This is a genomic window from Aquibacillus halophilus, from assembly GCF_009649745.1.
Classification (GTDB): Bacteria; Bacillota; Bacilli; order Bacillales; family Amphibacillaceae; genus Aquibacillus; species Aquibacillus halophilus.
Window position 1 is genome coordinate 59,923 of sequence record NZ_WJNG01000017.1, and the last position, 19,512, is coordinate 79,434.

General features: G+C 36.6%; 18 protein-coding genes and 1 pseudogene. 13 read left to right on the forward strand and 6 right to left on the reverse strand.

Translation table 11 applies throughout. The features are described from left to right. The first annotated feature begins 401 nt into the window (after positions 1–401). The gene (locus GH741_RS18345) at positions 402–539 is read left to right on the forward strand and encodes a hypothetical protein (protein ID WP_153738219.1); all 138 of its coding nucleotides are present in this window, start codon (positions 402–404) and stop codon (positions 537–539) included. Between the two features lie 27 nt (positions 540–566). On the opposite strand, the gene GH741_RS18350 is transcribed toward GH741_RS18345, so the two are convergent. Beyond that, positions 567–1,940: an alanine/glycine:cation symporter family protein gene (locus GH741_RS18350; RefSeq protein ID WP_153738220.1), complete on the reverse strand. Its 1,374-nt coding sequence runs from the start codon at positions 1,938–1,940 to the stop codon at positions 567–569. Between the two features lie 256 nt (positions 1,941–2,196). Here GH741_RS18350 and GH741_RS18355 point away from each other — a divergent pair, with 256 nt between their 5' ends. From GH741_RS18355 to eutH, 5 genes and pseudogenes are all read left to right on the forward strand, one after another. Next, positions 2,197–2,688, forward strand: a complete 492-nt coding sequence (locus GH741_RS18355; protein ID WP_153738221.1) for a low molecular weight protein-tyrosine-phosphatase — start codon at positions 2,197–2,199, stop codon at positions 2,686–2,688. After that, on the forward strand, positions 2,681–3,001 hold the full coding sequence (locus tag GH741_RS18360; RefSeq protein WP_153738222.1) for a hypothetical protein: 321 nt from the start codon (positions 2,681–2,683) through the stop codon (positions 2,999–3,001). Before GH741_RS18355 ends, GH741_RS18360 begins: the two co-directional genes overlap by 8 nt. A gap of 30 nt (positions 3,002–3,031) precedes the next feature. Beyond that, positions 3,032–3,874 carry a YihY/virulence factor BrkB family protein gene (locus GH741_RS18365; RefSeq protein WP_338079557.1) on the forward strand — a complete coding sequence of 281 codons (843 nt, stop codon included), beginning with the start codon at positions 3,032–3,034 and terminating at the stop codon, positions 3,872–3,874. 491 nt (positions 3,875–4,365) lie between these two features. Continuing rightward, positions 4,366–4,698 (forward strand): annotated as a pseudogene (locus tag GH741_RS18370) (redoxin domain-containing protein); the annotation flags it as partial. Between the two features lie 161 nt (positions 4,699–4,859). Further along, positions 4,860–5,945: an ethanolamine utilization protein EutH gene (gene eutH / locus GH741_RS18375; protein ID WP_153738224.1), complete on the forward strand. Its 1,086-nt coding sequence runs from the start codon at positions 4,860–4,862 to the stop codon at positions 5,943–5,945. A gap of 269 nt (positions 5,946–6,214) precedes the next feature. Here eutH and GH741_RS18380 read toward each other — a convergent pair whose 3' ends face one another. Both GH741_RS18380 and GH741_RS18385 read right to left on the reverse strand, forming a co-directional pair. Then, positions 6,215–6,655 (reverse strand): cell wall hydrolase, encoded by a 441-nt coding sequence (locus GH741_RS18380; protein WP_338079558.1) that lies wholly within the window; start codon positions 6,653–6,655, stop codon positions 6,215–6,217. Positions 6,656–6,941: 286 nt separating this feature from the next. Further along, positions 6,942–8,882, reverse strand: coding sequence for a heavy metal translocating P-type ATPase (locus GH741_RS18385; protein WP_153738225.1), 1,941 nt, complete (start codon positions 8,880–8,882; stop codon positions 6,942–6,944). Between the two features lie 417 nt (positions 8,883–9,299). Between GH741_RS18385 and GH741_RS18390 the strand changes: the two genes are divergently transcribed. The 3 genes from GH741_RS18390 to rbsK all read left to right on the forward strand — a co-directional run bounded on the left by GH741_RS18390 (position 9,300) and on the right by rbsK (position 11,827). Continuing rightward, complete coding sequence (locus GH741_RS18390) at positions 9,300–10,142, forward strand: transporter substrate-binding domain-containing protein (protein WP_420809411.1); 843 nt, start codon at positions 9,300–9,302, stop codon at positions 10,140–10,142. Positions 10,143–10,153: 11 nt separating this feature from the next. Further along, positions 10,154–10,852, forward strand: coding sequence for an amino acid ABC transporter permease (locus tag GH741_RS18395; RefSeq protein ID WP_153738227.1), 699 nt, complete (start codon positions 10,154–10,156; stop codon positions 10,850–10,852). Between the two features lie 66 nt (positions 10,853–10,918). Continuing rightward, complete coding sequence (rbsK, locus tag GH741_RS18400) at positions 10,919–11,827, forward strand: ribokinase (RefSeq protein WP_153738228.1); 909 nt, start codon at positions 10,919–10,921, stop codon at positions 11,825–11,827. Between the two features lie 689 nt (positions 11,828–12,516). On the opposite strand, the gene GH741_RS18405 is transcribed toward rbsK, so the two are convergent. Then, positions 12,517–13,707 carry an MFS transporter gene (locus GH741_RS18405; protein WP_153738229.1) on the reverse strand — a complete coding sequence of 397 codons (1,191 nt, stop codon included), beginning with the start codon at positions 13,705–13,707 and terminating at the stop codon, positions 12,517–12,519. A 194-nt stretch (positions 13,708–13,901) separates the two neighbouring features. Between GH741_RS18405 and GH741_RS18410 the strand changes: the two genes are divergently transcribed. Both GH741_RS18410 and GH741_RS18415 read left to right on the forward strand, forming a co-directional pair. After that, positions 13,902–14,294: an OsmC family protein gene (locus tag GH741_RS18410; protein ID WP_338079559.1), complete on the forward strand. Its 393-nt coding sequence runs from the start codon at positions 13,902–13,904 to the stop codon at positions 14,292–14,294. A gap of 114 nt (positions 14,295–14,408) precedes the next feature. Beyond that, positions 14,409–15,212: a YfkD famly protein gene (locus GH741_RS18415; RefSeq protein WP_153738230.1), complete on the forward strand. Its 804-nt coding sequence runs from the start codon at positions 14,409–14,411 to the stop codon at positions 15,210–15,212. Positions 15,213–15,288: 76 nt separating this feature from the next. On the opposite strand, the gene GH741_RS18420 is transcribed toward GH741_RS18415, so the two are convergent. Further along, complete coding sequence (locus GH741_RS18420) at positions 15,289–16,125, reverse strand: mechanosensitive ion channel family protein (protein ID WP_153738282.1); 837 nt, start codon at positions 16,123–16,125, stop codon at positions 15,289–15,291. Positions 16,126–16,269: 144 nt separating this feature from the next. On the opposite strand from GH741_RS18420, the gene GH741_RS18425 reads away from it, so the two are divergent. Further along, positions 16,270–16,419, forward strand: coding sequence for an SE1561 family protein (locus GH741_RS18425; protein WP_153738231.1), 150 nt, complete (start codon positions 16,270–16,272; stop codon positions 16,417–16,419). A gap of 72 nt (positions 16,420–16,491) precedes the next feature. Continuing rightward, positions 16,492–17,283 (forward strand): delta-lactam-biosynthetic de-N-acetylase, encoded by a 792-nt coding sequence (gene pdaA / locus GH741_RS18430; protein ID WP_153738232.1) that lies wholly within the window; start codon positions 16,492–16,494, stop codon positions 17,281–17,283. A gap of 55 nt (positions 17,284–17,338) precedes the next feature. On the opposite strand, the gene GH741_RS18435 is transcribed toward pdaA, so the two are convergent. Continuing rightward, positions 17,339–19,426: an RNA degradosome polyphosphate kinase gene (locus tag GH741_RS18435; protein ID WP_153738233.1), complete on the reverse strand. Its 2,088-nt coding sequence runs from the start codon at positions 19,424–19,426 to the stop codon at positions 17,339–17,341. Between the last annotated feature and the right edge of the window lie 86 nt (positions 19,427–19,512).

Genomic DNA, 19,512 nt, shown 5'->3' on the forward strand with positions numbered 1-19,512 from the left:
AGACCTAATGGCCTCTGTTTTAAATGGCTTATTTCTATAAGATTGTTGTTTGTGACACAAAATCAATAGAATCCGACGTAACTTACATCTATTTATTCATCATTTATATAAGCTTTCTACAATCGCTTCGGCAAAAAACTTCGCTTTCCGTGGGCACGGCCTTAGCCTCCTCGTAGAAAACCGCTACTGCGGGGTCTTCGGACTCGCGCTGTTCCCACAGGAGTCTACGTTTTTTGCCTACGCTGTTAACAGCGATCTGATTATCGAGGGAAAAATCTTGGTTGTATCTTGAGAGAATTTCCCACTCTTGAAATCATAGCTATTTAAAATTTGTTGAACTAAACTACGCTAGTTTTGGACTATCCATCTCTCTTTCATTATTGTTGTAAATAAGATAGTGATTGGAGCGGAGGGCAGTCAACTCCTGCGGGAAAGCGACGGCTGAAAATCCCGCAGGAAGTGGGTTGCTTCCGAGGAAGTTGAAGCGTTGCCCGCGGAAAGCGACTGCCTGGAGCGCAAATCAACTAGTAGCTACGTAACGTCGCTTTTTATATCAACTGCGAATATTAAGAACTGACTTGTTTTCTGGAAAGTTCTTTTTCCTCTTTCGCAACCTTTAAAAATTTTCTGGTTTCAGCAACAACAACACCAGATAGTCCTAGAAGACCAATTAAGTTCGGTACGGCCATTAAACCATTCATAATATCAGCTATACCCCAGATAACGTCTAGAGTCTCTACAGCGCCATAGAAAACGAGTAGGATGAAAAGAGCGCGATAGTATGGAATTAATTTCTCATCGAATAGGTAGCTAAAGCATTTTTCACCATAGTAAGACCAGCCAACGATAGTTGAAAATGCGAAGAAAATAGTACCAATCGTTACAATATAAGTACCAGTATCACCTAAAAATACGGCAAAGGAAGCAGAAGTTAATTCAGCTCCGTTTAGTCCACCTGCATATAGGTTGCCCATTACTAAAGTAATACCTGTGATGGAACAAACAATAATAGTATCTATAAATACTTGAGTCATAGATACTAATGCTTGGCGACCTGGGTAATCTGTTCTTGCTGCAGCAGCAGCGATTGGCGCCGAACCTAAACCAGCTTCATTGGAGAATACCCCACGTGCCACACCATAGCGGATCGCTGTACCTAAGAGACCGCCGCCAACGGCACTTCCGGTAAATGCATCTGAAAATATAAGTCCAATTGCGCTAGGAACAAGCTCGAAATTCATAATAATAATAATAAGTCCACCAAGTACATAGAAAGCGGCCATAATAGGAACAAAGAACGAAGTAACACGTCCTATACTTTTAATACCGCCTAAAATAACTAGCCCTGCTAGGACAGCTAAAACAATTCCTGTACCCCATTTAGGTACGCTAAAAGAAGCATTTAGTACGTCGGAAACTGTATTAGACTGCACCATATTTCCAATTCCAAATGCAGCGAAAGCACCAAACACTGCAAAAGTAATACCAAGCCACTTGGCATTTAATCCTTTTTCTAAGTAATACATCGGTCCGCCAGAAATTTCACCTTTAGCATTGGTGACACGGTACTTAACTGCAAGAATTGCTTCGGCATATTTAGTTGCCATTCCTAAGAATGCTGTTACCCACATCCAAAGAACTGCACCAGGTCCACCTAAAACTACTGCGGTAGCAACACCGGCTATATTCCCTGTCCCGATAGTGGCGGCCATCGCGGTGGTCAAAGCTTGATAATGGGTGATGTCTCCTTTGGACTTCTTATCTTGCCTTGAAGGGCTAAAAGCAAGTTTTAGTGCATATGGTAAAGCTCTAACCTGGAGAAAACCTAGTCTAAGAGTGAGATAAAGTCCAGTTCCCACAAGTAGAATTAGAAGTGGCGGTCCCCATACATAGCCACTAATCTGACTAACTACCTCTAATAATGTTCTTTCTTCTCCCAAATAAATGCCTCCTTCAAAAGATTTAATATTGTTTCTAATTTAAATTTTCTAAAAATTGGAAGTAAAAGTCAATAAGAATTTTAAAAAAGTACAGGTTAGTTAATATCCTTTGACTTAGTTACGGTAAATCTATTGTTGACCTCTTCTAGATGAGGTTCAAGTCTTTGTTTCGCTTATCAATCACTAAGTTTTCTTTCTAACTTTCGTATATGTATAATATATATAAGTAGAACAATGTGGGAAGGTGTTTGATCATATGATTAAGGTACTTTTTTTATGCTTAGGAAACATTTGTAGGTCTCCTATGGCTGAAGCTATATTTCGTGATCTAATCCATAAGCAGGATTTGGACAAACAACTCTATGTAGATTCAGCAGGAATTGGCCATTGGCACAGTGGAAATCCTCCACATCAAGGTACTAGAGATATACTAGATAAACAGGCCATTTCATATAAAGGAATAAAAGCAAGACAGATAGAGAAAAATGATTGGGATGATTTTGATTACATTATTGCAATGGACGATAGTAATATCGAAGCTTTGGAAACCAGTCGTAATCAATATAAAAATGTCAAGGTTTTAAAACTAATGGATTTCGTAGAAAATCCGTTAGAAAATAATGTTCCTGATCCTTACTTTACTAATAATTTTGACTATACTTATGAGCTAATTAACCAAGGATGTAAGGAACTATTAGAACAATTAAAACAAGAACATACTTTAAAAGGGGTGAAATCCAATGGCTAAACATAAGCTTATAAAAGGGGTTGTCATAGGAGGAGTGATTGGTGGATTGGCAACGATGCTTGATCGAAACACCAGAGATGAGACCTTAAACAAATTAAAAACTGCTGGTCAAACGGCAAATAGCTACGTTAAACACCCTTCAGCAGCATTTTATAGCATCCGTAGTTGTTATGAAAGTATGTCAACTGATTTAACAACTGGAATAAATAGTGCATTAACTATCTTGACTCAGGTTCAAGAAACTTTAGATTCCGTGAGTAAAACAAAATTACCAGTTGATCAACCGACTCAAATAGTAGAGACTGAAAAATAAATAAATATAAGGGGAGAGGAGAGGAGAGATGTGCAAGAAGCACTTAACTTCGTAAAACAATTATTTAAAAGAATGATGGATGACGATGTATTTGGCTTATCGGCACAACTATCCTATTTCTTTTTGTTATCTTTGTTTCCATTCATGCTATTCTTAGTAACGCTATTAGGTTTTTTGCCTTTACCAGAGGTAGATATTATGAATTTTATCGAAGACTACGCTCCGGCTGAGACTGCTACACTCATTAATGAAAATGTAAACATGATAGTTACCGAAAGAAATGGTGGCCTGCTTTCTATTGGGCTAATCGGTACTCTTTGGTCTGCATCGAATGGAATCAATGCAATTATGCGGGCATTCAATGCTGCTTATAATGTTGAGGAAAATCGATCGTTTGTAATTTCTAGACTTATAGCGATCGTGCTAACTATAGCAATGCTAATAGTTATTATCATTGCCTTCTTATTACCGATTTTCGGTAAGGCAATTGGTGTTTATTTGTTTTCATTCTTTGGCCTTTCCGAAGGGTTCTTGCAAACATGGAACACACTGAGATGGGTTATTTCTTCAGTAGTATTCTTTCTTGTCCTACTTGCATTATATATACTCGCGCCAAATAAAAAGGTGAACATAAAGAACGTGGCAATTGGAGCAATATTCGCTACGATATGCTGGCAACTTGTTTCATTACTATTTTCTTATTACGTTAATACAATCGGGAATTATTCTGCTATGTACGGAAGTCTTGGTGGGGTAATTGTCTTGATGATTTGGTTTTACATTTCAGGAATTATTATTATTACTGGTGGAGAAATAAATGCTTTGTTAAAGCATCGTGGCATAACAACCTCTGCAAACCATAAAGTGACTTAATGTTTAGGTTCAGTATTCGTGTGGAAATTAAAGGCTGTTTTCTGAAAGATTGTTGTTTTTGACACAAAGTCTATATACTGCGACGTAACTTACACCACTGCGGGAAGCGACTACCTGGAGCGGAAATCAACATAGCAGTTACGTCGCATTTTTAATCAAGTTCGAATGCGGTATAAAATAGTATTCTTTTTACATTTGAAAACAGTAGATTCCGATGCAAGAGTTTAATTTAATTGTGTCATCCATACATAAATGTTATAAGTTAATAAAAGAATTCTTGTGCCTAAAGGATAGAAAGGAACTATTTTATGAATTATAAGTCAATCTTACTTATACTGATTACTGCAGTCATACTTGCGGGTTGTAGTTCCGCTAATACAAGTGAACCGATGACTTTATTAAATCAAGATAAAGAAAAAGTTACATTTCCTCAAGAGAAACCGACCCTTTTCTTTTTCATTACCACTTACACCTGAAGTCACTGTCAACAGCAACTGGTTCAGTTGCATGAAAATTTAAATGTCTTAGATGACTTTGATGCTAATGCTTATATTGTTAGTGGTGATAGCCCAGAAGAACAATTAGTGGTGTACGATGCTTTAAAGGAAAGGTATGGGGTAAGTCTTCCTTTCATATCGGACCCAGAATTGGAATTAATTGATAAATTCAATATGAAAAATGAAGATGCAGCATACAGAGGGTATGGAATGTTAGATGCCGATGGTGAGGTTGTTTTTAATAAAGTTGACGATAATTGGGGAGATCAACTTTCAGCAACAATCGAAGAAATTAATAAAGAGTACAAGCAGCTTACTAATAATTAAACCTTTAAAAACCGTAGAACTTATCTACGGTTTTTCTTTTGTATTAAATCAACAAGATTAGGTTGGAAATTATGATAGTATTGGTGTGCATATGAAATAACGTGCAAGTTAACTTTTAAAAAAGCAGTCAGATTTTACTTTATATTATGGGAGATATAGAAATGGGAATTAACGATATAATAGTGTACATTGTAATCGGCTTTTTTTGCTTAGGGGCAATCGATAAATGTATGGGTAATAAATGGGGAATGGGTGCCCGTTTTGCAGATGGTTTTAAGACAATGGGGTCACTTACACTTGCAATGGTTGGAATTATATCATTAGCCCCCGTTCTTGCAAGGTTTCTAACACCTATTATAGCGCCTGTATATGGATTGGTTGGTGCAGATCCGGCTTCATTTGCTAATACTCTATTGGCGCTAGATATGGGAGGTTACTCACTAGCTACTGAGATGTCTATAGGTGAGGAGTCTGAACTTTTTGCATGGGTTTTCTTAGGAACAATGATGGGACCAACCTTAGCATTTACGATCCCTGTTGGACTAAACATTATAAAAAAAGAAGATCATAAATACTTTGCTAAAGGAATTCTTTTAGGATTAATAACTGTTCCTATTGGTTGTTTAATTGGAGGTTTAGTTGCGGACTTATCTATATTGATCATTGTGAAAAACCTGATACCAACTATTCTTCTTTCTGTTTTAATTTCAATCGGATTGTTTAAATTTACAGACGCTATGATAGCAGGTTTCTCCATTTTTGCAAAAGGTATCGAAATTATGGCAATAATTGGTTTAGCGGCAATTTGTGTTGAAACCTACACGGGTTTTGTAATCATTCCTAATATGACACCGCTAGATGAAGGAATTATGATCGTCGCAATGATAGCTGTTTTTCTTGCAGGTGCATTTCCAATGGTATCTTTTATATCAATCATTCTAAAAAAACCACTCAATAAAATCGGCAAATTATTAGGTATTAGTGATATATCAACCGCTGGAATGGTGGCAACTTTGGCTCATAATATTCCAATGTTATCCTTACTTAAGGACATGGATCCTAGAGGGAAAATAATTAATGTTGCCTTTGCTGTAAGTGGAGCTTTTGTTTTAGGAAGTCATTTAGGTTTCGTTGCTGGCGTTAATAGAGAAATTGTATTTGCAATGATTGTTGGGAAAATGGCCGGGGGCATTAGTGCAGTAATAATAGCTGTTCTTGTAACTAGAAAAAATTCTAGATTCATATAACGTTCACCAGTTACTAATTACAATAATATGTTTAAAAAGGGTGTAAAGGCTAGCATGTTTGCTGTTATCGGTATGGTGAAAGGTGTATTTGTGCAAAGTTTTTGGCAAGATGAAAAGATAGATTAAGAACAATTTTTGATTATAAGTAGTTTCCCCACGGTTGCTTTATTGTTGTGGTATTAAAGATTATGGATGAATATTAATATATTAGACATATTTTCACAAGCTAATAGTAACACTCAAAACCCCCACAATGTGTGGGGGGATTGTCAATATCTATAGGCACCTTCGCATGTGTTGGCTATTGGCTCATAATAACAATGTTGTTTATATTGTCCTGTAAATGGTTGACCGTACCATGTTGGAGGACACTCAGCGTATGGATTAAAGTACCAAAGAGCATACTTGGAAGGATGTTGTCTCCAATGCTTTAAGGTTTCTCTAGCTAACTTTTTTTCAACCTCTCTTGCTCTGTTATAAAACACATTACCTTTTTGCACGGCTTCAAAAGAATAATTTCCACCTTGCACTTGAAAGATCACGTCCCGAATTGACCTTAGTTCTTTAAAATCCAAACAATCAGCTTTTTCTCGATTTACAATAACATTACCGACCATAAGCATCCCCAGTCGTCCTTCACCTTCTGCTTCTGCCCTCATCATTCTTGCCATTAAATCAACATCACTGTCTGTATATTTAACTCTCACCACTTTTATCACCTCTAAGAGAATTGTATGAAAAAAGACAATAAAAATGTGGGCTTTTAAAACTTTTATCTGATAGAACTTGTACTAATTTCGCAAAATTTATTTAGATAATCAGGCCGGAAGAATCGTGGTATTTTAAAAAAGATGAATGAAATGATAGCTGGATTGAAAGAAAAAGAGGTGGTGGAGTTAAAAACACACCACCACATTTGACAGAGAACCAAATAAGCATAATGCTTAACGCCTGTAATTGGACTATTTTTCGTGAAAAAAACTAAACTAGAAATAATTATCCCTTTAATAATCTAATTCCATTGAGAATAACTAGAATGGTACTGCCTTCATGACCAATTACTCCTAAAGGCAAGTCGAGTACTTGTAGAAAGTTAGACAAAATCAAAAGAAATATTACGCTAATTGAAAATATAACATTTTGTTTTACTATTTTGTTCATCCGCTTGGAAATATGGATGGCACGCGCAATTTTGGACAAATCATTCTTCATTAGTACGATATCAGCTGTTTCTAAGGCGACGTCAGTCCCTGCCCCCATTGCTATTCCGACATTGGCGGTTGCAAGTGCAGGAGCATCATTTATGCCATCACCAATCATAGTAACGTGACCGAATTTTGTTCGCAATTCTTTTATGTGAGTAACTTTATCTTCAGGCAGGCAATTGGCAATAAACTGATCCACACCTGCTTCAGCGGCTATTGATTTTGCAGTTGCTTCATTATCTCCGGTAATCATAACAGTATGAATTCCGCTTTTCTTTAGTAAATTAATGGCTTTTTTACTATCTTCACGAATGGAATCTTTTAAGGCTATAACAGCGACAATTTCATCCTCGTTGGCTATAAATACAAGTGTTTTTGATTGGTCGGCAAGTTTCTTAGCCACTCCATTGTTGAATTGATGGGCCGCGACTTCACCAACAAAAGTTGCCTTACCAATCTTCCATATTTTATTGTCAATTTTTGCTTGGACACCACTGCCACTATAATTTTGCATGTCTGTCACTTCGTGTGCAGAGAGGGCAGAACTTCTTTCTCTGCAAAAGTTTACAATTGCTTGTGCAAGTGGATGGTTGGATTCATTTTCTATTGCTGAAATGATAGATAAAAGGTAGTCTTCCTCATCAATTGAACTAGGAATGAAGTCAGTAACTATTGGTTTTCCGTTAGTTAATGTACCAGTTTTATCAAAGGCAATAGCATGAGTATTGGATAAGTTTTCAACATGCACACCACCTTTAAATAAAATTCCTTGTCGTGCCCCGTTAGAAATAGCAGAAAGGGTTGCGGGCATAATCGATGCTACTAAGGCACAAGGGGATGCAACAACAAGCAATATCATTGCTCTATAGATAGACTCCGTCCAGCTCCAGCCAAATAGATAGTGAGGAACAAACATCATCAGACCGACTAAAACTAAAACAACATTAACATAGCTATTTTCGAATTTTTCAATAAACAATTGGGATGGCGATTTTTCACTTTGAGCATTTTGCACAAGACTTATGATCTTTTGGAATAGCGATTCGCTTGCGGGTTTAATGATTTCCACGGTTAAACTACCGTTCAAATTAATCGTACCAGCGAAAACCTCGTTGTCCTTTTCTTTGTTAACTGGCATTGCTTCTCCTGTAATTGCACTTTCGTCAATTGAGGTGCTTCCTTTCAAAATGACCCCGTCAACGGGTACACGTTCCCCGGCTTTGATGAGAACAATATCGCCTACGGTTAATTCCGAAACGTGAACTAACTCCTCGGCATGATTAATAATCCTTGTTGCCTGCTCTGGCTGTAGATTCATTAAGGAAGAAATTTCGCGTTCACTTTTGTCCATTGTGTAGGTTTCAAGGGCTCCAGATAAAGCGAATATAAATATTAAGATAGCACCCTCAGCCCAGAATCCGATTGCAGCAGATCCGATTGCAGCGAATATCATAAGCATTTCAACGTTTAGCTTTTTTGTTGAGATTGTTTCTAGGATGCCTTCCTTAGCTTTAGCGTAACCACCAATAATGAAAGCTAACACATTAAGAAATACCCAAGTACGAGGGTCAAGACTGGATTCTAACACCCACGCAGTAAGGATAATCAAACCACTAAATATCGCTGCAATCAATTCTCCGTGCTGTTTAATTGATAATAGCTGTTTATGAAAATTAGAATTACTATTAATAAACGTTTCATTATTTGTAATTAATTTAATTAAAGTGGACAATGTTATCAACTCCTTCGTTCTAATTGATAATGATAATCATTAGTGGTCTGAGGTTGAACCTGGGTTAGTTCTGGTTTTTGTGATTTTTATAGAGAATAATTAAATTATAATAATTATAATCTGTGATTAATTTAATCATAACACATTAGAATTAGTCGTCAAGATGGTATGATTGTAAAGAAATGAAAAAATTCGTTAAACTCTGATTCAATAGTAAAAAGGTTATAGTTGATTGGAAAAGCCATAATATTAGTAGAAAATCAAAAAAAATTATCGTATAATTTTGTATAAAAGAACCATGTGTAACAGTTTAATGATACTTAGGTAACAGAGTGCGTTTACATTGATTTATTAGTATTAAACTGTTATCTTTTATAGTATGTTTTTAATATAACAATAGAAAATAAGGGTGGGATTTTGTTGAAGAATAAGGGGTTTTTATTAGCAGTTTTAATCGGGTTAATTTTTGTGCTAGTTGCTTGTGGGGAAGACGCATCCTCTGAGCAGTGGGATGAAATTCAAGAAGCAGGAGAAATCGTAGTAGGTACTTCAGGTACATTGTATCCGGCATCATTTTATCCGGAGGGATCAGAAGAATTAACTGGCTATGACGTTGAAATTATTAGAGAAATTGCAAACAGACTTGACCTAGATATTTCATTTGAAGCAATGGGTGTAGATACAATGCTTTCATCATTGAAGAATGGTAGAGTTGATTTAATCATTAACGACATGGAAGTAACGGACGAAAGAAAAGAGCAGTTTTCTTTTAGTGATCCATATAAATACTCGTACACAACAATGATTGTTAGAGAAGAAGACCATTCGGGAATTGAAACTCTTGAAGATTTAGAAGGGAAAAAGGCTGGTGGTGGTGCTACGACAGTGTTTAGTCAAATCGCAGAACACTACGGAGCCGAAGTAGTTACTTATGGAAATGCAACGAACGATACTTATTTAAGAGATGTTGATAATGGACGGACGGATACTGTTATTAACGATTATTACCTACAAAGTTTAGCACTAAAAGCATTCACGGAATTTGATATCGTGCTTCATCCTGATATAAAATTCCATCCGACAGAACAGGCTATTGTTATGCCAAAAGGTTCCGAAACCTTAACAACTAAAATTAACGAAACGTTGGCTGAAATGAGAGAAGATGGAACTCTTACCGAACTATCCGAACAATTCTTTGGTGCGGATGCCTCACAGAAGCCAGAGGAAGATATTGAAGAAATTGAAGGTCTGGACCTTTAAGGTGAAACGATATGTTTGATATAGATGTGAATGGTTTCGACTTTGGTGGTTTTTTTGATGTTGAACTTGCAGTAAGAAACCTTCCTTTCGTATTAGGAGGACTTCCAATGACTATCGCTGTCTCTTTTGTAGGGATGGCGATTGGTCTAATTCTAGGTTTATTTTTAGCACTTGGTCGTAGCTCAGAGAATCGGTTATTACGCTATCCTTCTCGCTTATATATTTCATTTATGAGAGGCACACCAATTCTAGTTTTCTTATTTATCCTTTACTCTGGTTTACCTGTTGTCGGTATCGAATTTAATGCTTATACTGCATCTATCATCGGATTTGGGTTAAATAGCGCTGCATATATTGCAGAAATAAACCGGGCTTCATTGAATAGCGTTCCGGGTGGACAGTGGGAATCTGCAAAAGCATTAGGATTTTCTTATTGGAGTACATTATGGAAGATAGTTTTGCCACAGGCAACCAGGATCGCACTTCCTCCTATAACAAATGTATTCTTGGACATCGTAAAGGCTACATCTCTCGCAGCTGTTATTACAGTACCGGAATTGTTTCAAAAGGCTCAAATTGTAGGTGGACGAACTTATGATCCATTGACAATGTATATTCTTATTGCTCTAATTTACTGGCCGTTGTGCATTGTAATTTCGGCATTCCAAGAAAGACTTGAGAAACATTTTAGTAGATACGTACTTAAATAATCCTTCATGTGACCAATGTGTAGTGGTAGACTATTCGTAGGATAGACTAGGGAAGTGGTGAAGGCAATGAGTAAGAAGATTGTTGTCATTGGTAGTTTGAATATGGACATTATCGTTGCAGCGAATAAAGCTCCAAGGCTAGGTGAAACAATCCATGGTGAAAAGGTAGAATATCTACCTGGTGGCAAGGGAGCAAACCAAGCCGTTGCCATAAAAAAACTGGGTGGAGAAATTGATATGATTGGTGTCATTGGGGACGACTTATTCGGTAAAAAAATATTAAAACAGTTTTCTGAATTCGGATTAGCTACGAATAATATCATTGAAAAAGAAAATGAGTCAACAGGAATTGCCAACATTGTTCATCTTCCAACGGATAATAGTATTATTGTCATCCCCGGTGCGAATGGTCATTGTACCCCAGAAGTTATTAAGGACAGAGAATCAATTATTTCTGAAGCGGATATACTACTAGTCCAGTTAGAAATACCTATCGAGACAGTTGAGTTTGCCCTGTCCATCGCTAAACGGCATGGTGCACAGACCATTTTAAATCCAGCGCCTGCAAAAAAGCTTAGTCGTGACCTGCTTAGGTTGGTAGATTATATTACACCAAATCAAACAGAGCTACAATCCTTATTAGGTAGTGATCTAAATATAGAAAACAATTTAAGCTCAGCTTTCCAGCAATGGGAATCTATGCATGATAGTAAATTAATTGTTACCTTAGGAGATAAGGGCTGCGCATATTCACAAGACGGTAGTGTGAAAGTAATACCGGCAGGAAATCAGGATAAGATAGTCGATACTACTGGTGCTGGTGATTGTTTTAATGGTGCTCTAGCATTTGGGTTAGCAGAAGAGTGGTCGCTGCAAAAAGCATTATTGTTTGCTGTGAAAGCAGCGGGTATATCTATTTCCAAAATGGGTGCACAAGAAGGCATGCCTTATTATCACGAAATTCATCAAGATTAAAAAAAAGAAGCTCGATTACCCCTTTCGCAAAGAGGTACTGAGCTTCTTTTTTTTATTTCGTAAGTGTTGTTGTTTTTAATCTTCACAGTTGATGAAAAAAGCGTCGTAGCGTAGCTATTAGTTGATTTGCGCTCCTGGCAGTCGCTTTCCGCGGGCAACGCTTCAACTTCCTCGGAAGAAAACCGCTTCCTGCGGGATTTTCAGCCGTCGCTTTTCCCGCAGGAGTCGACTGCCCTGCGCTCCAATCACCATCTTATTTGCAACAATAAGTAAAGGGAGACAGATAGGATTAAAACTAGCGTAGTTTAGTTCAACAAATTTTAAATAGCTGTGATTTCAAGAGTGGGGAAATTCTCTCAACATACAACCACGGACTTTTCCCTCGATAGTCAGAACACCACTACCAGTGTAGGTAGAATACGTAGACTCCTCGAAAATAAAGTTCAATTTTCTTCGTGCGATGTATTGCTATGTAGCATTCCTTGTCCTATGGGAACAGCGCGTGTCCGAAGACCCCGGAAGAATCGCTTTTTGATTCTGAGGAGGCTGAGGCCGTGCCCATGGAAAGCGAAGTATTCTGCCGGAACGGCATATAAGCATTCAACTTTAATTAGTGTCAGAGATAGAAGATACTACTTCGTAGTTTATAGATTTTGTGTCTAAAACAACAGAAAACTACCGCTGTTATATTAACCAAGACTCTGACTATGCTTACGCTTGCCTATTGTTACGTTCCCTTTACCAATGATAGCCACTAGTACAATTGTTAACATGAATATAATTATGTAGAAGAATGAAGTTTCCGGGAATAGATCAATGAATAAACCACCGAGAAACGGGCCAGAAATACTACCTAAACTAAAGGCGATTCCACACATAATATTACCAGCAGGGAGTAGAGCTTTGGGAAGCAAATCAGCCATATAAGAAATTCCTAGCGAAAATAAAGAACCAAGACACATGCCTGCTAGTGCAAATGTTATAAAAAGCCAAATAACAGAGTCTTCTAGCTGTGCTGCTATGTAAAAGACAAGTATTCCAGTACTAATTGCAAAGGTTAGTACCTTTCTTCTGCCTATCTTATCACTCAATATTCCAAGTGGTATTTGCGTGATTAAACTTGCAGCAGCAAAGCAAGGTATAACGAGAGAAAGAACATTCACATCGTGGCCAAGTCGAATTCCGTAAATAGGGAAAATACCATGTAGTGTAGATTCCAAAATTCCATATGCAAAGGGAGCTAACAATGCTACCCATGCTAACTTCCAACTCTTTATAAAACGACCAATAGAAGTCGTTGCCCCGACCGTGTTAATTTCACCATCCGCATCTGTCCACTCATTACGCACAAAAAACATTCCACTCCATACTAGGAGACAAAGTCCAGCGGCAATGAAAAAAGGTAGATTCTGATTGACAGCTAATAATCGGGTCATGATTGGACCTAGTGAGAAACCAATACTGAAGAATAATCCATAATATGCGATATTTCTTCCTCTACGTTCAGGTCCTGAAGTGGAGGTAATCCAAGTTTGAGTCCCAAAGTGTAGCATGTGGTCTCCGATTCCCACTAATAATCTCAAAACAAACCAAAACCATAAAGCGTGCCAAAGTGGAAACAAAGCAAGTGAAGCAATTACAAGTAAACCGCCAATCATAATTATTGGCTTAAACCCGAGCTTTTGCAGTGGTTTCTCCATAAAAGGAGAAGCAATCAGTACACCAATATATAGACCAGTAGCATGTAACCCATTAACAGAGGAGGAAACGCCACTTTGTTCAAGAATAATAGCCAATAAGGGTAATAACATGCCTTGCGAAAAACCTGAAATAGCAACTAAACTAATCAAAATCCAAAATCTAGTATTGGTTGAGATCATTTCTCCTACCCCCTATCGACGATAAACTATGTACCACAATACTCTAATTTAATATGAAGAATAAAAAAGGTCAATGTATTGATACTAATATGGTTATTTTAAATGATTGATTGTAAAGATTAAGAAGCTAACAAAAATAGTGTTACAACTCATTAATAAAGGGTAGTACTATACTATAAGAAGGAGTGATAACCGTGGAGTTTTATTCAAAGGAATTTGGTGTTCGAACAAATTTACCATATGGTGAGTTAGACATTTCTGGTGATGAGGAATATGGTTTTAGGCCATTTCAGCTAATGGTAGCTTCCGTTGCAGGGTGCAGTGCTTCTGTATTTCAAAAGATTCTCAAAAAACAACAAATAGAAGTAGAAGATTTTTTGGTTACTGCCGAAGTAGAAAGAAACCCAGAAGAGGCAAACAGGATTGAGACAATTCGACTGCATTATATCATTAAGGGGTACAATCTTGATGATGAAAAACTATATAAAAACCTGGATGTTTCTAGAAGAAACTGTTCCATGGTTCGTTCAATCGAGGGTAGTATAAAGATAGAAGAAAGTCTCGAATCGATTGAACTGAGTCGTTAAAAAAGGGCCATAGGGCTCTTTTTTTTTGTTGAAAGAGTTATTGGTAAGTAAAAGACTGTATAACATTGACTTCTCATGAAAATACTACAAAAAAAATAAGAAAGGATTGGTTACATGAAAAATAGTATTTTAATGGGAATTGTTGCTCTTATGATTACTGTGATTTCCCCTTTCTCCATCAATGCAGAGGAAGTTGAAACGAAAGAAAAAAGTGAAAAAAATAATAAGATACCAAGTCATGTGTTAAATATATCTAAAGAAAACACCTATCCAAATTCAACTAAAGATGAGGTTATTTTAGAACCAAGTGATTTAGTTAAAGAGCTTATTGAAGATGCCGATCATGAGATTGAAAATCCCGATTTAATTAAGATGCTTAATGAAACATCCTTAAAACCTTCACCCATAGCAATTGGATACCGTGGAATGGTTTATATGGGGCACTGGCCATTAAGTTATACATCATCAGAAACAAATGTAAATTGGGAATATCAACAAATTAATACAAACCAATTGAATAATATTGGTGGTGATGCTCAAAAGACTATGAGCTTTAATCAACAAGAGGAAAAGCACGTTAAGGGTGGGTTAACAGCCAAAATAGATAGCCCTGAGCAAATTAAGAAAATGATGCTACTCAATGCCAAAGAGAACATGGATCTACCGCTTTCCTTCCAGGCAGTTATAGGTAAAGGAACTAAGAAAGATAATTCTTATGCAATACCGGTCAAGAAGATGGGGTATCTAGATGCTTTCGCACCAGCCGTTAGTGAAAAAGGTCAGGTGACATTTGGAGAAGTCTATATTCAATTAAAAGGTTCTAAAAAGAAGATTGTTGTGAAGAATGTGACTAAACAAGGAATTGGTGCCTGGATTCCTATTCAGGATCATGTATCATTTTCATTTAAATTAAAATAGTAAAAAGCTGCCTTAGGAGATTCTCAGTAGAAACTCCAAGGCAGCGCTTTGATAATTAGTTTGTGTATGGTTTTGATCACTTATTTTGCTCTCCAAGATTGATATGCTGTTCAGCCATTTGAATCTTGTTATCAAATAAAGTTTCCGCAATAATCCGACGGGTTTCCTTAGCAGCAGTAAAATAGAAAAGATCATCACTTAGTCCAGTTATCGTATATTGATAACCTCGATATTGGTCATTTAGAGAAGACATCCCAAAAACAGCAAATGGTTCAATCGGTGCACCAAGAGCATCCGTTTTTAAGTAGTCGCTGAGCTCTTGATTAAGGCGAACACAAATCTGTTCGAGTAGAGTAAAAATTTTTTTTGGATCTTCTTGAAAACTTGTTGTGATATTCTCTATCACTCGCATCTTTTCTATATTATAGTTTTCAATTGTTTGGACCTGTCCGTTACTAATGGTTAACAGAACGCCACTCCATTGACGTATCTTAAGGAACCTAAGACCTATATCTTCAACGACTCCCGAATGGAGATTATTAACCTTTACCCAATCTCCTTTGTTCAGTTGCTTTTCATAGATTAAGAAAAGCCCTGCTAACAAGTCTTTAATTAAACTCTGAGCACCGAGACCTACTATGATACCAATAATGCCAGCACCAGCTAAGATGTTTCCTATTTCTACATCAAAAAGGGAGAAAACATACACAATAAACCCGAAAGTAACTACATATTTTACTATGGAAATAAACATTGATTCAAGGGTACTTTCTTCTTTTTCATTTAAGAAATCGGTGCGTTTGAAGAAGGAACCAACTAGTCTTTTTAATACTTGATACAAAATAATCGCAAAAAGGGCACCTATAACAATATGAGTAGCTATATTGTTAAAAATTAATTGAATTACATCCATGATATTAGAAAAGCTCAAAATATTACCTCCAACCATATTGAGTAGTTATAGTATAGCATTATCTTAGTACTAGGTTCTTAGCCTGGACATAGTATCATTTTTTTATTAGGATGAAATCATTAAGGCTATAGAGGAGCAGATAAAATGAACCAACAAGATAAAGTAGCACAGTTGAAAATGCATTTAGATGGATTTATGGCTAGGTTAGAAAAAATGGACCCTAGTGAAACTTCACTTCAAGATATTGATCAGCTCATTAATTTAGTAGAAAAAATGGAAGAGAATTTGAAATAAACTAATGGGAGGAATATCTGCATAAAGACATCCGGTTTTCGACAGAATAAGAATAAAAAATGGGTGATAAATATGCAGAAAAGGCTAGGACTAGCGTTGATTGTCATAACTTTAATTTTTGTGTCTTTGCCAAATACTATCCAAGCAGCAAGCTATGGTTGGGGGTATAAAAAAAGTTCTGATCATCAGCCGCCGCAAGTCGGTATATATGGAAGTATCTTGGAACGATATGGTGGCTATTATCTTGATAGATCAGGTGATAAAGAAATTTACTTAACCTTTGACAATGGTTATGAACAAGGCCACACAGGTAAAGTTTTGGATGTTCTAAAAGACAAACAAGTTCCAGCAACCTTTTTTGTCACAGGTCATTATGTAAAGGATAAGCCTGGTCTCGTTAAGCGGATGGTAAATGAAGGACATATTGTCGGAAACCATACCTATCACCATCCTGATTTAACATCTATTTCCAAAGCTAAAATGAAAGAAGAGCTCGATAGTCTGGAAAAGGCTGTAGGAGATATCACTGTTCAAAAGGAAATGAAGTATGTAAGACCACCAAAAGGAACTTTTACTCAGCAGTCCATCCAGTGGGCAAACGAGCTCGGTTATATTCATATGTTTTGGTCGCTTGCCTTTGTTGATTGGAACACAAATAGCCAAAAGGGATGGCAACAAGCATATCAACAAGTTGTCAATCAGATTCATCCTGGTGCTGTCATTCTCCTTCATACGGTATCACAGGATAATGCAGATGCATTAGAACATCTAATAGATGATTTAAGGAAACAAGGATATACCTTTCGAAGTTTAGACCATCTAGTGATGAAAAAGATGATACCGAAGCCAATTTTCGGTATCTAAAAAAGCCTCTAAAAAATCATGTTTAACTGATTTTTTAGAGGCTTTATTGTGTCGATTATTCTTCATCATCTAACACTTGGTATGCAAGGTTATATATCACCTTTTGACTGTCTATTATTGGATCGTCTTTGTCTTTTTTTACGTAAACATAAGTGCCATCATTACATTGTTGACGAGCTTTTACATTATCCTGAAGAGAAATTTCTAAAATTTCTTTAATGCGTTTTTTTATCTCTCCATCAAAAACTGGGAATAAAAGTTCCACCCGTTTCACCATATTTCTAGTCATCATGTCAGCCGATGAAAGGAACATCTTCCCTTCACCATTATGATGAAAGTAATAAATTCGACTATGTTCTAGAAATCTGCCTACAATACTACGCACATGAATATTCTCGCTAACCCCTTTAATTCCTGGACGTAGACAACAAATTCCTCGTACTATTAAATCAATTTTCACTCCAGCCTGTGATGCCTTGTAGAATTTATAAATAAGATCTTTGTCAGTTAAAGAATTCATTTTTGCTATGATTCGACCAGTGCCAGATTGTTTATGAAAACTAATCTCTTTCTCGATATAAGCAATAAAATCCTTTCTCATATCATAAGGTGCCATAGAAAGGTGGTAGAAAGTTGGCTTTTCGGTATAGCCGCTCAAAAAATTAAAAAAGTTAGTTGCATCAATTCCGAATTTGCGTTTTGTAGTAACAATGCCCATGTCAGTGTATATGTGAGCTGTTTGGTCATTATAATTTCCAGTTCCAAGGTGTACACAGTGCTCTATCTTTCCAAGCTTTTTTTTAATTATTAAGGTTATTTTGCTATGAGTTTTTAATGAATTCATCCCATAGATTACATGACAACCAGCCTTTTCTAGTTCTTTTGCCCATTGTACATTTTTTTCTTCATCAAACCTTGCTTTTAGCTCAACTAATACGGTCACTTGTTTTCCTTTTTCCGCGGCTCGTTTTAGGCCATCTATGATTGGGGAGTCTCCACTTACACGGTACAAGGTCTGTTTGATTGCGAGTACATCAGGATCGTCGACTGCTCCAGTTATGAGGTCAATTACAGGTTCAAATGATTCATATGGATGGTGTAGGAAAATATCTCTTTTTTTAGCCGCTTCAAACACATTGTCGGTACCTCCTATATCAAGTGAAGGTTGAGGCATCAATGTATTGTAAAATAAGTGTTCTTTATCGTTCTCTAATTCACTATGGAAACGAAACATGTACGTTAAGTCAAGCGGGCCGTTAATCTCATATAAATCACCTTTATGAATCTCTAGTACCTCGAGTAAGAAATTAATAATGGATTGACTATCCTGCCGGGATCTTACTTCTAATCGAACGGCAGCGCCCCATTTTCTTTTTTTTAATTCCTTTTCAATTTCTTTTAGTAAGTCACGTGCACCCTCTTCATGAATGGTCATATCTGCATTGCGTGTAATTCTAAATTCTAAGATTGATTTTACGTTGAAGCCCTTGAATAATTTGTAAGTGAAATAGCTAATGAGATCCTCTAATAAGACATAATGATGATCAGTAGAGTCTAGTCGAATATAGCGATTTAAAAGTGCGGGGACTTGAACAATTGCCTTATGCGGTGCTGAAAATTCGTCTTCTAGGACTACGGCTAAGTTGACCGATTTATTTAACAACATTGGAAATGGCCGATAAGCATCTACTGCTAAAGGTGTCAGAACAGGATAGACCTGTTCATCAAAGTATTTTTCTAATTGTTTTATTTCCTCAGTTGATAAGTTCTTCATTGAGTTAATAACAATATTTTCCTTTTTTAAAAGAATAGTCAATTTTTGATATGTTTCATATTGACGCTTCACTAAAAGGTGATTGACTTCAGAAATCCGTTGGAGCTGTTGCTTAGGTGTTAGTCCAGATTTATTATCTGGTTTATTAAATCCCGCTTTAACTTGATCTTTGAGTCCAGCAACACGAACCATGAAAAATTCATCCAGGTTTGAACTGAAAATAGCAAGGAACTTAAATCGTTCTATTAGTGGATTGCTATCATCACGAGCTTCTTCTAGAACTCGTTCATTAAAGGCTAACCAGCTTAGCTCACGATTGTTGTAATAAAGTGGATTGTCCAAGTCATCCTTTGTGTCCAAAATTGACATTCCAATCATCCTTTGTTCAAAGTTTCTCCACTTATATACTACGCCTTTTTTTGTGCTTTTAGGTTAAATTAGTGTAAAGATTTGGT